The sequence below is a fragment of the Ursidibacter sp. B-7004-1 genome (assembly GCF_053654055.1).
Genome location: NZ_JBSIUP010000018.1, coordinates 1 through 14,404, shown reverse-complemented (window position 1 = coordinate 14,404; position 14,404 = coordinate 1). Strand labels below are relative to the sequence as shown.

Below are 14,404 nucleotides of genomic sequence, written 5' to 3'. Positions count from 1 at the left end.
TAACCGCTTGTTAGTGTGATTTACCAATGGCAGCGGCGAGTAGTTTTTCTTGAGTCGCGTCTTCTCGGCTAAATTCACCAGTAATTTTGCCTGATTTCATCACAAGAATGCGGTCAGACATTCCTAACACTTCTGGCATATCCGAAGAAACCAAGATAATGCTAAGCCCTTCTGCTTTAAATTTATTGATGAGTTGGTAGATCTCTTTTTTGGCACCAACATCAACGCCTCGAGTTGGCTCATCTAAAATTAAGACATTGGGGCGTGTCATCAACCCCTTGGCAATCGCCACTTTCTGCTGATTTCCCCCTGATAATTCACCAATGATCTTATCGGGGCTTGGTGTTTTGATATTAAAGAGATCGATAAAATCAACGACAGTCATTAACTCTTTGGCTTTATCAATTCTGCCTAAGTGGGAAAGATAATCTAATGCTGTCAGCGACATATTTTCTTTCACCGACATACCGAGAACTAAGCCATCGCCTTTACGATCTTCTGAAATATAGACAATGCCATTCTTTAACCCATCTTGTGCGGTTCGGTTAATAATCGGTTTTCCATCTAAATAGATACTACCTGCAGTGCGAGGTAATGCCCCGTAGAGAACCTTCATCAACTCTGTGCGTCCTGCTCCCATTAAGCCAGAAATACCCAAAATCTCACCGCTTTTCAGGTTAAAACTCACATTATCGACCCCACTTCCTGTCAAGTTCTCAACCGACAGACGAAGCGTACCTTGTGGTACATCAATATGTGGATATTGATCTTCTAATTTCCGCCCAACCATCATTTCAATCAGCAGATCTTCGTTAAGATCAGCGACTGCTCGCTCTCCAATAAACTGCCCATCTCGCAAAACGGTAACATCATCACAAATTTGGAAAATTTCTTGTAAACGGTGTGAAATGTAAACAATGCCACGCCCTTCTGCTTTTAGTTCACGAATAACCGCAAAGAGTGCTTCAGTTTCGGTATCGGTCAGTGCATCGGTTGGCTCGTCCATTACAATCACTTGAGACTCAAAACTAAGTGCTTTGGCAATTTCTACCATTTGGCGTTCACCAATTGATAGCTCACTGGCAGGTAAACGGCTTGAATGACTAACACCTAAACGAGCTAACAAGCGGTCAGATTCTTGATACATTTTACGCCAATCAATTCCGCCCCAAGCGTTCACAAATTCTCGTCCAAGGAAAATATTTTCTGCAATGGATAAATTACCCAAAATATTTAGCTCTTGGTGGATAATACTAATCCCTGCTTCTTGCGATGCTTTAGGGTTGGTAAACGTTACTTTTTGACCAAGATATTCAATAGTACCCGCATCACGCTGATAAATCCCTGTCAGAATTTTCATTAGCGTTGATTTGCCCGCACCATTTTCCCCCATCAACGCCATTGCTCTACCTGCATAGACATTTAAGCAAGCATTTTTTAATGCCTGTACACCTGGAAAGGCTTTATCTATACCACTAATGTGTAGTAAGGTTTTCATAAGCTCTCCTAAAAAGGTACGCCCGAATAGAGAATAATATTGGCGTAAGGCGAGCATTCTCCTGTTCTCACTACCGCTTTTGCTTGATTACTTTGATACTTAAATTCTGAATGGGGAACATATTCCACACGAATCTTTTTTTGTTGGCTCTGTTCTATTTTTTCCAAAATGGCAAGTGTTTGTTGTTCAATTTGTGGGTTATGATGTTTAATTTCTTCTGCAAGCAATACTTTTTCCACAAATAGCTCAGATAAAACCACTTCTAATGTGGATAAGAAATCAGGCAAACCTTTTGTTAAGGCTAAATCGACACACTGTTGCTCACTGGGAATAGGTAAACCTGCATCACAAATCGTTAAACCATCGGTATGTCCCATTGTAGCTATCACCTGTGAAAGTTGAGCATTTAAGATTGTTGTTTTTTTCATATAAACCGCCTTTAACCTTCGATAAAAATAGTTCTAATACCAATTCAATATCAAATATAAATTACACTTAAAATTTTCATCGAAACGTTTCGATAACAATAAACTAAAGGGTAGGCAATTTAACTTAGAAAAACAAATAGATTTTATGAAAAGTGTGAAGTGGTTCAAAAAATTGTGGCAACACACTTTGTTAAAAGGAGCGGTATTATGTAGCAGTTGCACAATTCCCCTCGCCCGCTTGCGGGAGAGGGAAAGGTTTGTCGTTCGTTTAGAACGACAAATCAGGGAGAGGGCAAAAAGTGGAATATCTGTTAAAAATTGATGAAAAGTTACCGCTTGTTTGCCCTCTCTCTGCTCAAAACTGCTGAACGCATTTTTGAGCTGTCTCTCTCCCACAAGTGGGAGAGAGTTTTTTCAATTTTGTGCAACTGCTACATAATACCGCATAATACCGAAAAAGAGTGTTGCCTAATATAAGAGAAATGAAAATAGATTAGAGTTTACTCAAATCAACCAACGCATCTGAAGTAATATCCTTAATGCTTTGATTGCTGGTTAAGGTCATAGCGACACGCATTTCTTTTTTGAAAATATCGAGCATATTTTCTACGCCTGCTTGCCCAGCCGCACCAAGAGCATATACAAACGCACGTCCTAACATACAGGCATCAGCACCTAATGCAATCATTCTGACCACGTCTAAACCATTACGAATACCTGAGTCAGCTAAAATTTTAATATCGCCTTTAACTGCATCAGCAATTGATGGTAATGCTTTAGCACTCGATAGTACACCGTCTAGCTGACGGCCACCGTGATTTGATACCACAATACCATCTGCACCGAAGCGAACGGCATCTTTGGCATCTTCAGGATCTAAAATACCTTTGATAACCATTGGACCGTCCCAAAATTCACGAATCCATTCCAAATCTTTCCAAGAAATAGAAGGATCAAAATTTGCGGTAAGCCAACCGATATAATCATCTAAGCCTATCTGTTTTCCCATATAGTTTGAAACGTTGCCTAAAGTATGTGGTTTACCCTTTACACCAACGTCCCAAGCCCAGAATGGATGAACAACAGATTGTAGTACTCGGCGAATTTCTTTATAAGGCCCACTCATACCTGAGTGCATATCACGGTATCTTGCACCTGGTGTAGGCATATCAACGGTAAAGACTAACGTTGAGCAACCTGCTGCTTTTGCTCGCTCTAGGGCATATTTCATAAAGCCACGATCTTTTAATACATAGAGCTGAAACCACATCGGGCGGTTAATGGCTGGGGCGACTTCTTCAATCGGGCAAATTGAAACAGTCGAAAGTGTGAAAGGAATACCTTTGTTATCGGCTGCTTTTGCAGCTTGCACTTCGCCACGACGAGCATACATTCCACAAGCTCCCACTGGTGCAAGTGCAACAGGCATTGAGAGTTTCTCACCGAATAACTCAATCTCGGTATCTAGTTGCGACATATCTTTCAATACACGCTGTCTTAATGCAATATTCTCTAAATCAGTTACATTACGTTTAAGGGTTTGCTCGCTATAAGAGCCACCATCGGCATAGTGGAACATAAACGGGGGAACGCGGCGGCGAGCCGCTCGTTGGTAATCTTTTGCTGATGCAATAATCATATTGTAGCCTCATACTTCTCTTAATGGAAATTTGAAACACTATTTTAACATCATTTTATTAAATAAAAATGATTTTTATTTAAAACGAGCTTCTTTTAATCAATTCTGGAGTAAGTTGTACAATATTTAATGGAATTTGTGGTTCTTTAATACGTTTCACTAATTGTTCAACGGCATTTTTGGCTAAACGAGCTTTCGGTTGGTGAATCGTGGAAAGTGGTGGTGATAAATACTGAGCTAATTCAATGTTGTCATAGCCAATCACTGCAATATCTTGTGGGATCTGCAAGCCTGCTTGCCAAAGGGCTTGATAAACTCCAATTGCAATACTATCACTCATTGCAAAAATTGCTCTCGGACGTTGCGGTAAAGCCAATAATTGCTGAGTTGCCTCAATCCCTCCTTCAAAATGGAAATGGCTTTCGATAATCCATTCGGGGCGATATTGTAAATGATATTCTGAAATCGCCCGCTTATAGCCCTGTAAACGATTAACAGTTAAAGGTTTAGATGATTCTCCAGTAATAACCGCAATGCCAGTATAACCTGCTTCAATAAGTGCTTTTGTTGCAAGATAACCGCCAAGTTCTGAATTTTCGTGAACAATATCGGCTTTTAACGGCTGTTGCCACCAATCAATAACTACCATAGGTAAGTGAATCTCTGTAAGAAATTCAGCATTGATATCCTGTGGTTCAGCACACATCAGCAATAACCCATCAACTTGTTTTAATAACAGGCGTTCTAAGTGTTTCTGTAAACTTTGATGGTTAGCTTCCGTATTGACGAGAATAAGATGATAATTGTGTCGTTCGCAGTAACGCTCAACGTGGCGAACAACTTCAGCAAAGAAAGGGTTATTACTTGCAGTTACGATCATTCCAATCGTATTCGTTTCTTTTACTTTCAGGCTACGGGCGACAAGGGAAGGCTTATAATGCAATTCATCAATCACTTTCTGCACTCGTTCTGTGATTTCTTCACTGACAAAACGAGAACGATTGACAACGTGTGAGACGGTAGAAAGCGATACCCCCGCAATTCGTGCAATATCCTTCATTGTTGCCATAGAAAATCCCAGTATTACTTACTTTATTCATCATCTTAAAAATTAAATTTATCACACTATAATAGCAAAGAAATTTAGTAAAGTTCTAGGTTTCTTTTGACTCAGCTATAGTATGCAAAATGATGTTAATTTTAGCTTACTGATAAGCAATGATATTTTTATTTCTTGCGATACAAATTGTCGCATCAAGTTTATATACTTCATTCCAATTAAAAAAAAGAGGAAATAATATGTTCTTTGAATTTTTCAAAAAATCATCAGCAAAATCGTTAATTGAAAAAATTGCAAGTCGAGAATCGATTGTGTTTGAGAAAGCTGATTTTTATCAGGAGTTAAAGATAGCCCTTGATTCATTAGACAATTGGTCAGCAGAAGAACGAGCTGATTTAGTTGCTGTATCGATTTCATTATTTGAAGGAATGGATGGTTGGGATTTTATTGCCGCAGATAGTTGGGTTAATATCTATGGCTTAACTACTCGTTATGATAAAAGCGTGAAGTGCTTAACGTTAATTGCAGAAAAATTGCCAAATGAACCCGATAGCCCGAAATTACACTATATCCTTTCAGAAGTAGCACGAATTAAACAGAGACAGCGTTATCCGATTTACAATGTTAATCAAACGCCAAGTGTGATATTTAATGATATAGGCTTTAAATTTGCCGTAATCAATCAGCTAATGTATCGTGATAATGAGCTAAAACCGAAATTTGATGTTGATACGTTTGCAGAAGAGTGTAAAACGGAGTTGATTTATCCTTCGTATTATGGAGCAACAATTGCAGGTGGAGAATACTTGCAGAACTTAGATATTCCACAATGTTTGCTCAATAAAATGTATAAATTGGAATTGGATTGTAGTGCGAGTCTGTATTATAAGGTTATTATTCCGTCAGATGTATTAAGTTTTGCCTTTATGAAGTATAAAACAGGAAAATACATTCCAATTGGTGAAGAAGCCAGCCTTGATTTAGATCTATTGCCTAAATTAAAAGAAATTCATATTCGTAATTCAACTCAGGAAGAAATGACTTTACCGGAGAGTTTTTTACAGGCAATAAAAGAGCGAGGGATTAAGCTATATAAAGAGGGTAATTTGGTTTCTATATGACAAAGGAAGATAAATAAGCGGATACATTTAGGAAATTCTTTGCAAATATCAAAAGGTTAAAATAAATTGAGAGAAGTAATGATATGAAAAAATATATATTCTTAGCTACGTTAGGAATGGCAACTAACACTGTAATAGCAAATGATACTATTGTATTTTCTTGTTTTGCGAAGAACGGTAAACAAATCGCAATATTAGAAAGTAATGGTTATTATGAATACAGTTTCGGTAAACCAGGTAAACCTGAACTCGTGTTTAAAAATTCAATAAAAGAAGTTGAAAAACGTTCTGAAAAATGGAATGGAGTAGGTGCGTGGTATTGGGAAGAATACAATTTAAAAAATGGGGAGTTTTATTATACGGTTTATAGTGCAGTAAATAGAATGACAGAAGAACACGAGCAAGAAGGAGCTGTGACTGTATTTAAGGGAAATAAAGAATTAGCAAGAATTGTATGCGATCGTTTTTAATTTCTCCATACAGATAGCTTGAAAAACGATCACGAATTCTGTACAATTCGTTCCCTAATTTACGAGCTAGTATCGCTAGCTCGTATTTTTTGTGTAGCACTTAGTGCATTTAATTCATAGGGGAGCTAGCAATAGCGTTATTACCCATTTCAGAGGAAGCTAAAAATGGCAAAAAAAGTACAAGCCTACGTTAAGTTGCAAGTTGCAGCAGGTATGGCTAACCCATCACCACCAGTTGGTCCAGCATTAGGTCAACAAGGTGTAAACATTATGGAATTCTGTAAAGCATTCAACGCTCGTACTGAGAGTTTAGAAAAAGGTTTACCAATTCCAGTTGTTATCACTGTATATGCAGACCGTTCTTTCACTTTCGTTACTAAAACTCCACCAGCAGCGGTATTATTGAAAAAAGCTGCAGGTCTTAAATCTGGTTCTGCAAAACCAAATAAAGACAAAGTAGGTAAAGTAACTAAAGAACAAATCCGTCAAATCGCTGAAACTAAAGCAGCTGATATGACTGGTGCAACAATTGAAACTAAGATGAAATCTATTGAAGGTACTGCACGTTCAATGGGCTTAGTGGTGGAGGAATAATACGATGGCTAAATTGACTAAAAAAATGAAAGCAATCAAAGCTGGCGTAGATTCTACTAAAGCATACGAAATCAACGAAGCAATCGCAGTATTAAAACAATTTGCGACAGCTAAATTCGTTGAAAGTGTTGATGTTGCTGTTAACTTAGGTATCGATCCTCGTAAATCAGACCAAAACGTGCGTGGTGCAACTGTATTACCACACGGTACAGGTCGTACAGCTCGTGTTGCTGTATTTACACAAGGTGCTAATGCAGAAGCTGCTAAAGCTGCTGGTGCAGATTTAGTTGGTATGGAAGATCTTGCTGAGCAGATCAAAAAAGGCGAAATGAACTTTGATGTTGTTATCGCTTCTCCAGATGCAATGCGTGTTGTTGGTCAATTAGGTCAAGTATTAGGTCCACGTGGCTTAATGCCAAACCCGAAAGTAGGTACTGTAACACCAAACGTTGCTGAAGCAGTTAAAAATGCGAAATCTGGTCAGATCCGTTACCGTAATGATAAAAATGGTATTATCCATACAACTATCGGTAAAGCAGATTTCTCTCCAGAACAATTAAAAGATAACTTAAATGCGTTGTTAGCAGCTTTAACTAAAGCTAAACCAACAACAGCAAAAGGTGTATTTATCAAGAAAGTAAGCATCTCAACAACAATGGGTGCTGGTGTTGCTGTTGATCAGTCTTCACTATAATTGTTGATAAAACAATCTTTACAAGGTCGTAGATTATCTCTATAATCTGCGACTCTCTTTGACCTTTTAGGTCATCTGATGGTGCTTGCCTTTCAAGCCCCATCCAAGACCGTAGGTGAACTTAGGTTCTTAATAACCCTACGTAGATGGTGAACAGACAGAATAATCTGCTTCTGGACACCTTAGCCTCAAAAACGTTGCTTATTTTAATTTAGATAAAATCTAGTTATTATAAGCGGTTACTTTTTGAGATTTTTTGTAAATTCTACATTTTTTGTGGAGTGTATCAGGAGCTAAACCAATGGCATTAAATCTTCAAGACAAAAAAGCAATTGTTGCTGAAGTAAACGAAGCTGCCAAAGGTGCCCTTTCTGCTGTTGTTGCGGATTCTCGTGGTGTAACAGTAGAGAAAATGACTGAATTACGTAAAACTGCTCGTGAAGCAGGTGTTTCAATGCGTGTTGTTCGTAATACATTATTACGTCGTGCGGTTGAAGGCACTGAATTCGAATGCTTAGCAGATACGTTTACAGGTCCAACTCTTATTGCATTCTCTAACGAACACCCAGGTGCAGCAGCACGTTTGTTCAAAGATTTTGCAAAAGCAAACAAAGAGTTTGAAATTAAAGGTGCAGCCTTTGAAGGTAAGGTGCAAGATGTTGAATTCTTAGCAACATTACCAACTTACGAAGAAGCAATTGCACGTTTAATGGGCACAATGAAAGAAGCTGCGGCAGGCAAACTTGTTCGCACTCTTGCGGCATTACGCGACAAATTACAAGAAGCGGCATAATTTTTATTCGCCGTATTCTTAACTCGTTTAACTTATTTACTTTAGGAATTGATTGTTATGTCATTAACTAACGAACAACTTATCGAAGCGATTGCTTCTAAATCAGTATCAGAAATCGTTGAATTAATCGCAGCGATGGAAGAAAAATTTGGCGTATCAGCAGCAGCGGCTGCAGTTGCAGTAGCAGCTGGTCCAGCAGAAGCAGCTGAAGAGAAAACTGAATTCGATGTTATCCTTGCAGAAGCAGGTGCTAACAAAGTAGCAGTAATCAAAGCAGTACGTGGTGCAACAGGCTTAGGCTTAAAAGAAGCTAAAGACTTAGTTGAATCTGCTCCAGCAGCATTAAAAGAGGGTATCTCTAAAGCTGAAGCTGAAGCACTTAAGAAAGAATTAGAAGAAGCTGGTGCAAAAGTAGATATCAAATAATTTTTGATAATACTTTTACCTTCTTTAAGGTTCAGAAAAACCCGATAGATTTCCTGTCGGGTTTTTGTTTTCATCTTAACTCGCAAAATTTTCTACAAAACCCACCGCTTATCTTCTTTTAAATTATGACCGTTATTGACTTTATTTGAATAAATCGGGCATTTATTTTTCTTCTCAAACAATAAAAACTGTGAATAAAATCACAATTTTTTAACATTTCATTGACAAGAATTATAAATTTATTTAAATGGTTGATTTTTTATTCGACAATATCCCTGTCCTTTATGGTATTTCACATTAAATGACCATCTTTTGAATAATTACTACACCTAAGGAGTTTATTATGGCTAAATCCTATCAAATGTATATCAATGGTAAATTTACCGATGCTGCACACGGACACACATTAGAAGTATATAACCCCGCAACTGAAGCAGTAATTTCTCTCGTACCTCGTTCAAGCGATATTGATGCCAAAATTGCAATTGATGCTGCTTATGAAGCTCAAGAATCTTGGGAACGCTTACCTGCCATAGAAAGAGCAAGATATCTGCGTTTAATTGCTAATGGTATTCGAGCAAGAGCTGATGAAATCGCCAAGACGATTTCTGAAGAAATGGGTAAAACATTAGCGTTATCTTTAGTTGAAGTGAATTTTACCGCTGACTATATGGATTATATGGCTGAATGGGCAAGACGCTATGAAGGAGAGATTATTCAAAGCGATCGTCCTAATGAACACATTTTCTTATACAAAAAAGCGATTGGTGTAACAACAGGAATATTACCTTGGAACTTCCCATTCTTTTTAATTGCCCGTAAAACTGCCCCTGCATTAGTTACAGGTAATACTATTGTTATAAAACCAAGCGAAGATGCTCCGAATAATGCAATTTTATTTGCTGAAATTGTTCACGAAGTTGGCTTACCAAAAGGGGTATTTAATGTGGTAACAGGCTTCGGCAATGAAGTAGGACCAGAGTTATCATCTAATGAGAAAGTAGGAATGGTCTCTTTTACAGGTAGCCAGCTTGCAGGGCATAAAGTAATGGAAGCAGCGAGTAAAAATATCGTAAAAGTTAATTTAGAATTAGGTGGTAAAGCCCCTGCGATTATTCTTGATGATGCGGATTTAGATCTTGCAGCAACGGCTGTTGTTAATTCGCGTATTATTAACTCAGGACAAGTTTGTAACTGTGCGGAACGAATTTATGTTCATAGCAATGTTAAAGATATTTTTGTGCAGAAATTAGTGGAACGAATGAAAGCGGTTCGTTACGGAAATCCACTAGAAAATCAAGATATTGATATGGGACCTTTAGTCAATGAAAAAGGCTTAATTAAAGTCAAAGAATTGGTTGAACGCTCTTTACAACAAGGTGGAAAACTAGTTCTTGGTGGAAATATTGTGGAAGGAACGGGCTACTATTTTGAGCCAACAATTATTGATAATGTAGATAACTCAATGGAAATTATGCGTTCTGAGATTTTCGGACCAGTTATTCCTGTCGCAACATTTGAAACCATTGATGAAGTGATTTCTCTCGCAAATGATTGTGAATATGGCTTAACATCTTCGGTTTATACACAAAATATCAATAAGGCGATGAAAATTATTTCTCGCTTAAAATTTGGTGAAACCTACGTTAATCGTGAGAATTTTGAAGCAATGCAAGGCTATCACGCAGGTTGGCGTAAATCTGGTATTGGTGGTGCTGATGGCAAACATGGGTTAGAAGAGTATTTACAAACCCAAGTTGTCTATTTGCAGTTTGATGATAAGGTATAATCTTTAATGCTAATTCTCGCCGAATATTTATATTGAATAACAGCAAATTTTAGCTGTTATCCTAATTTACCCTTGACTAGGGGGCACAATATCCTTACAATTTAGTGTCCTTTTGTCTATAAAGGCAAAAGGCTTTTTTGTAATTTTTTAATTTTAACTGGAGCTTAATTAATGGCAACTATCAACCAGCTAGTACGCAAACCGCGTGTGAAAAAGGTTGTAAAAAGCAACGTTCCTGCATTAGAGGCTTGCCCGCAGAAACGTGGTGTATGTACTCGTGTATATACTACAACTCCTAAAAAACCAAACTCAGCATTACGTAAAGTATGCCGTATTCGTTTAACGAATGGTTTTGAGGTTACTTCTTATATCGGTGGTGAAGGTCATAACCTTCAAGAACACAGTGTTGTATTGATCCGTGGTGGTCGTGTTAAAGACTTACCAGGTGTGCGTTACCACACAGTACGCGGTGCATTAGACTGTGCAGGCGTAAAAGACCGTAAACAAGGTCGTTCTAAATACGGCGTAAAACGTCCTAAATCTTAATGGTTCTCCGTTAAGTAAGGCCAAACGTCTAAATTTAATATTTAAACCATAAACTCCAGTCAAATGTGATAATTATCACGCAAGATGAGTTTTGGATATCCTGAAGATTTATAATACGGAGAAATTAAAATGCCACGTCGTCGTGATGTAGGTCAACGCAAGATCCTCCCAGATCCAAAGTTCGGATCAGAATTGCTTGCAAAATTCATTAATGTTTTAATGGTAGATGGTAAAAAATCTATCGCAGAATCAATTGTTTATGCTGCGTTAGATACTTTAGCACAACGTTCAGGTAAAGAAGCATTAGAAGCATTTGATGCTGCACTTGAAAATGTGCGTCCAACTGTTGAGGTTAAATCTCGTCGTGTTGGTGGTTCTACTTACCAAGTACCAGTAGAAGTTCGTCCAACTCGCCGTAATGCGTTAGCAATGCGTTGGATTATCGAAGCTGCTCGTAAACGTGGTGATAAATCAATGGCACTTCGTTTAGCTAACGAACTTTCAGATGCAGCAGATAACAAAGGCTCAGCAGTGAAAAAACGTGAAGATGTTCACCGTATGGCTGAAGCTAACAAAGCATTTGCTCACTATCGTTGGTAATTTTGTAGGCTTCATCTCAAAGTTTGTGATGAAGCCTCTTACTATATAAATAAATTCACATTAGATTCCAAATAAGGTAATAATAATGGCTCGTGTAACTCCTATTGAGCGCTATCGCAACATTGGTATTAGTGCTCACATCGACGCAGGTAAAACAACTACCTCTGAGCGTATCCTTTTCTACACAGGTGTAAGTCACAAAATCGGTGAAGTACACGATGGTGCAGCGACGATGGACTGGATGGAACAAGAACAAGAGCGTGGTATCACAATCACCTCAGCTGCAACAACAGCGTTCTGGTCTGGTATGTCACAACAATATCCACAACACCGTATCAACGTTATCGATACTCCAGGACACGTTGACTTTACAATCGAAGTTGAACGTTCAATGCGTGTTCTTGATGGTGCGGTAATGGTTTACTGTGCGGTAGGTGGTGTTCAACCACAATCAGAAACAGTATGGCGTCAAGCAAATAAATACCAAGTACCACGTATTGCGTTCGTAAATAAAATGGACCGTACAGGTGCTAACTTCCTACGCGTTGTTGAGCAAATCAAAACTCGTTTAGGTGGTAACTCTGTTCCTCTTCAACTTCCTATCGGTGCAGAAGAAAACTTCAAAGGTGTAGTTGATTTAATCAAAATGAAAGCAATCAACTGGAATGAAGCAGACCAAGGTATGACTTTCACTTATGAAGATATTCCTGCTGATATGTTAGAAGCGTGTGAAGAATGGCGTAATAACTTAGTAGAAGCAGCAGCAGAAGCATCAGAAGAGTTAATGGAAAAATTCTTCTCAGGCGAAGAATTAACTGAAGAAGAAATTAAATCAGCATTACGTCAGCGTGTATTAGCAGGTGAAGTAATCCCTGTTTGCTGTGGTTCTGCATTTAAGAATAAAGGTGTTCAAGCTATGCTTGATGCGGTAATTGATTACTTACCAGCACCAACAGATATTCCTGCGATTAAAGGTATCAATTTAGATGAAACTGAAGGCGAGCGTCACGCAAGTGATGAGGAGCCATTCGCATCTTTAGCATTCAAAATTGCAACAGACCCATTCGTAGGTAACTTAACATTCTTCCGCGTGTACTCAGGTGTAATCAACTCTGGTGACACAGTAATGAACTCTGTGAAACAAAAACGTGAGCGTTTTGGTCGTATCGTTCAAATGCACGCAAACAAACGTGAAGAGATTAAAGAGGTTCGTGCGGGCGATATCGCTGCTGCAATCGGCTTAAAAGATGTTGGTACAGGTGATACATTATGTGCTATTGATGCACCAATCATTCTTGAACGTATGGAATTCCCAGAGCCAGTAATCTCTGTTGCAGTAGAACCAAAAACTAAAGCAGACCAAGAGAAAATGGGTCTTGCATTAGGTCGTCTTGCTCAAGAAGACCCTTCATTCCGTGTTCACACAGATGAAGAGTCAGGCGAAACCATCATCTCAGGTATGGGTGAGTTACACTTAGATATTATCGTTGACCGTATGAAACGTGAATTCAAAGTTGAAGCGAACATCGGTAAACCACAAGTATCTTACCGTGAAACTATCCGTACTCGTGTTAATGATGTTGAAGGTAAACACGCAAAACAATCTGGTGGTCGTGGTCAGTATGGTCACGTTGTTATCGACTTATACCCATTAGATGCTGAAGGTCCGGGCTATGAGTTCGTAAACGAAATCAAAGGTGGTGTAATTCCTGGTGAATATATCCCAGCAGTTGATAAAGGTATCCAAGAACAGCTTAAATCTGGTCCATTAGCAGGTTACCCAGTAGTAGATTTAGGTGTACGTTTACACTTCGGTTCATACCACGATGTTGACTCATCAGAATTAGCGTTTAAACTTGCAGCGTCTTTAGCATTTAAAGCTGCGTTCGCAAAAGCAAACCCAGTTCTACTTGAGCCAATTATGAAGGTAGAAGTTGAAACTCCACCTGACTATGTTGGTGATGTAATCGGTGACTTAAGCCGTCGTCGTGCTATGGTAAACGGTCAAGAAGCAAACGAATTTGTTGTTAAAATCAATGCGGAAGTTCCACTTTCAGAGATGTTTGGTTATGCAACAGACCTTCGTTCACAAACTCAAGGTCGTGCATCATACTCAATGGAACCATTGAAATATGCTGAAGCACCATCAAGCGTTGCTGCTGCAGTAATTGAAGCACGTAAAAAATAATTTATTAGTTAAATAAAATCCGTAGTGTATTTCGCACTACGGAATATCAACAAAGGAAACATTAGCAATGTCTAAAGAAAAATTTGAACGTACAAAACCGCACGTTAACGTGGGTACAATCGGCCACGTTGACCATGGTAAAACAACTTTAACAGCAGCAATCACAACTGTATTAGCGAAACACTTCGGTGGTGCAGCTCGTGCATTCGACCAAATCGATAACGCGCCAGAAGAAAAAGCGCGTGGTATCACCATCAACACTTCACACGTTGAATACGACACAGAAACTCGTCACTACGCACACGTTGACTGCCCAGGACACGCGGACTATGTTAAAAACATGATCACAGGTGCGGCACAAATGGACGGTGCAATCTTAGTAGTAGCAGCGACAGATGGTCCAATGCCACAAACTCGTGAACACATCCTTTTAGGTCGCCAAGTAGGTGTACCATACATCATCGTATTCTTAAACAAATGCGATATGGTGGATGACGAAGAGTTATTAGAATTAGTAGAAATGGAAGTTCGTGAACTTCTTTCTCAATATGATTTCCC

General features: G+C 38.7%; 15 protein-coding genes. 11 read left to right on the top strand and 4 right to left on the bottom strand.

Going from position 1 to position 14,404, the window contains the following annotated elements; all coding sequences use genetic code 11:
• Positions 1 to 10: 10 nt before the first annotated feature.
• The 4 genes from rbsA to ACWIW0_RS07390 all read right to left on the bottom strand — a co-directional run bounded on the left by rbsA (position 11) and on the right by ACWIW0_RS07390 (position 4,634).
• Entirely contained in the window at positions 11 to 1,498 is a 1,488-nt protein-coding gene (rbsA, locus tag ACWIW0_RS07405; protein WP_454452806.1) for a ribose ABC transporter ATP-binding protein RbsA, read from the bottom strand.
• Positions 1,499 to 1,506: 8 nt separating this feature from the next.
• A complete protein-coding gene (gene rbsD, locus ACWIW0_RS07400) occupies positions 1,507 to 1,926 on the bottom strand; it encodes a D-ribose pyranase (RefSeq protein ID WP_454452805.1) in 420 nt (139 codons plus the stop codon).
• Between the two features lie 493 nt (positions 1,927 to 2,419).
• The gene (lldD, locus tag ACWIW0_RS07395; RefSeq protein ID WP_454447240.1) at positions 2,420 to 3,565 is read right to left on the bottom strand and encodes an FMN-dependent L-lactate dehydrogenase LldD; all 1,146 of its coding nucleotides are present in this window, start codon (positions 3,563 to 3,565) and stop codon (positions 2,420 to 2,422) included.
• Between the two features lie 79 nt (positions 3,566 to 3,644).
• Positions 3,645 to 4,634 carry a substrate-binding domain-containing protein gene (locus ACWIW0_RS07390; protein WP_454452804.1) on the bottom strand — a complete coding sequence of 330 codons (990 nt, stop codon included), beginning with the start codon at positions 4,632 to 4,634 and terminating at the stop codon, positions 3,645 to 3,647.
• A 230-nt stretch (positions 4,635 to 4,864) separates the two neighbouring features.
• On the opposite strand from ACWIW0_RS07390, the gene ACWIW0_RS07385 reads away from it, so the two are divergent.
• The 11 genes from ACWIW0_RS07385 to ACWIW0_RS07335 form a co-directional block, all read left to right on the top strand.
• A complete protein-coding gene (locus ACWIW0_RS07385; protein ID WP_454452803.1) occupies positions 4,865 to 5,746 on the top strand; it encodes a DUF6892 domain-containing protein in 882 nt (293 codons plus the stop codon).
• 83 nt (positions 5,747 to 5,829) lie between these two features.
• The gene (locus tag ACWIW0_RS07380) at positions 5,830 to 6,216 is read left to right on the top strand and encodes a hypothetical protein (RefSeq protein ID WP_454452802.1); all 387 of its coding nucleotides are present in this window, start codon (positions 5,830 to 5,832) and stop codon (positions 6,214 to 6,216) included.
• 165 nt (positions 6,217 to 6,381) lie between these two features.
• Positions 6,382 to 6,810, top strand: coding sequence for a 50S ribosomal protein L11 (rplK, locus tag ACWIW0_RS07375; RefSeq protein ID WP_123957011.1), 429 nt, complete (start codon positions 6,382 to 6,384; stop codon positions 6,808 to 6,810).
• Positions 6,811 to 6,814: 4 nt separating this feature from the next.
• Complete coding sequence (gene rplA, locus ACWIW0_RS07370; protein ID WP_454452801.1) at positions 6,815 to 7,504, top strand: 50S ribosomal protein L1; 690 nt, start codon at positions 6,815 to 6,817, stop codon at positions 7,502 to 7,504.
• Positions 7,505 to 7,805: 301 nt separating this feature from the next.
• Positions 7,806 to 8,297 carry a 50S ribosomal protein L10 gene (gene rplJ, locus ACWIW0_RS07365; protein WP_454446201.1) on the top strand — a complete coding sequence of 164 codons (492 nt, stop codon included), beginning with the start codon at positions 7,806 to 7,808 and terminating at the stop codon, positions 8,295 to 8,297.
• Between the two features lie 57 nt (positions 8,298 to 8,354).
• Entirely contained in the window at positions 8,355 to 8,723 is a 369-nt protein-coding gene (gene rplL, locus ACWIW0_RS07360) for a 50S ribosomal protein L7/L12 (protein ID WP_157395670.1), read from the top strand.
• A 343-nt stretch (positions 8,724 to 9,066) separates the two neighbouring features.
• Positions 9,067 to 10,512, top strand: a complete 1,446-nt coding sequence (aldA, locus tag ACWIW0_RS07355; RefSeq protein ID WP_454452800.1) for an aldehyde dehydrogenase — start codon at positions 9,067 to 9,069, stop codon at positions 10,510 to 10,512.
• Positions 10,513 to 10,683: 171 nt separating this feature from the next.
• Positions 10,684 to 11,058, top strand: a complete 375-nt coding sequence (gene rpsL / locus ACWIW0_RS07350) for a 30S ribosomal protein S12 (RefSeq protein WP_005708967.1) — start codon at positions 10,684 to 10,686, stop codon at positions 11,056 to 11,058.
• Positions 11,059 to 11,187: 129 nt separating this feature from the next.
• Entirely contained in the window at positions 11,188 to 11,658 is a 471-nt protein-coding gene (rpsG, locus tag ACWIW0_RS07345) for a 30S ribosomal protein S7 (protein WP_454447415.1), read from the top strand.
• 85 nt (positions 11,659 to 11,743) lie between these two features.
• Positions 11,744 to 13,846, top strand: coding sequence for an elongation factor G (gene fusA / locus ACWIW0_RS07340; RefSeq protein ID WP_454447414.1), 2,103 nt, complete (start codon positions 11,744 to 11,746; stop codon positions 13,844 to 13,846).
• Positions 13,847 to 13,913: 67 nt separating this feature from the next.
• The coding region (locus ACWIW0_RS07335; RefSeq protein WP_454452799.1) for a GTP-binding protein at positions 13,914 to 14,404 on the top strand (491 nt) is incomplete at its 3' end.

Excerpts from the sequence above, each read along its gene's own strand:
- rbsA (WP_454452806.1), bottom strand. The coding sequence starts at position 1,498 with ATGAAAACCTTACTACACATTAGTGGTATAGATAAAGCCTTTCCAGGT.
- rbsD (WP_454452805.1), bottom strand. The coding sequence starts at position 1,926 with ATGAAAAAAACAACAATCTTAAATGCTCAACTTTCACAGGTGATAGCT.
- lldD (WP_454447240.1), bottom strand. The coding sequence starts at position 3,565 with ATGATTATTGCATCAGCAAAAGATTACCAACGAGCGGCTCGCCGCCGC.
- ACWIW0_RS07390 (WP_454452804.1), bottom strand. The coding sequence starts at position 4,634 with ATGGCAACAATGAAGGATATTGCACGAATTGCGGGGGTATCGCTTTCT.
- ACWIW0_RS07385 (WP_454452803.1), top strand. The coding sequence starts at position 4,865 with ATGTTCTTTGAATTTTTCAAAAAATCATCAGCAAAATCGTTAATTGAA.
- ACWIW0_RS07380 (WP_454452802.1), top strand. The coding sequence starts at position 5,830 with ATGAAAAAATATATATTCTTAGCTACGTTAGGAATGGCAACTAACACT.
- rplK (WP_123957011.1), top strand. The coding sequence starts at position 6,382 with ATGGCAAAAAAAGTACAAGCCTACGTTAAGTTGCAAGTTGCAGCAGGT.
- rplA (WP_454452801.1), top strand. The coding sequence starts at position 6,815 with ATGGCTAAATTGACTAAAAAAATGAAAGCAATCAAAGCTGGCGTAGAT.
- rplJ (WP_454446201.1), top strand. The coding sequence starts at position 7,806 with ATGGCATTAAATCTTCAAGACAAAAAAGCAATTGTTGCTGAAGTAAAC.
- rplL (WP_157395670.1), top strand. The coding sequence starts at position 8,355 with ATGTCATTAACTAACGAACAACTTATCGAAGCGATTGCTTCTAAATCA.
- aldA (WP_454452800.1), top strand. The coding sequence starts at position 9,067 with ATGGCTAAATCCTATCAAATGTATATCAATGGTAAATTTACCGATGCT.
- rpsL (WP_005708967.1), top strand. The coding sequence starts at position 10,684 with ATGGCAACTATCAACCAGCTAGTACGCAAACCGCGTGTGAAAAAGGTT.
- rpsG (WP_454447415.1), top strand. The coding sequence starts at position 11,188 with ATGCCACGTCGTCGTGATGTAGGTCAACGCAAGATCCTCCCAGATCCA.
- fusA (WP_454447414.1), top strand. The coding sequence starts at position 11,744 with ATGGCTCGTGTAACTCCTATTGAGCGCTATCGCAACATTGGTATTAGT.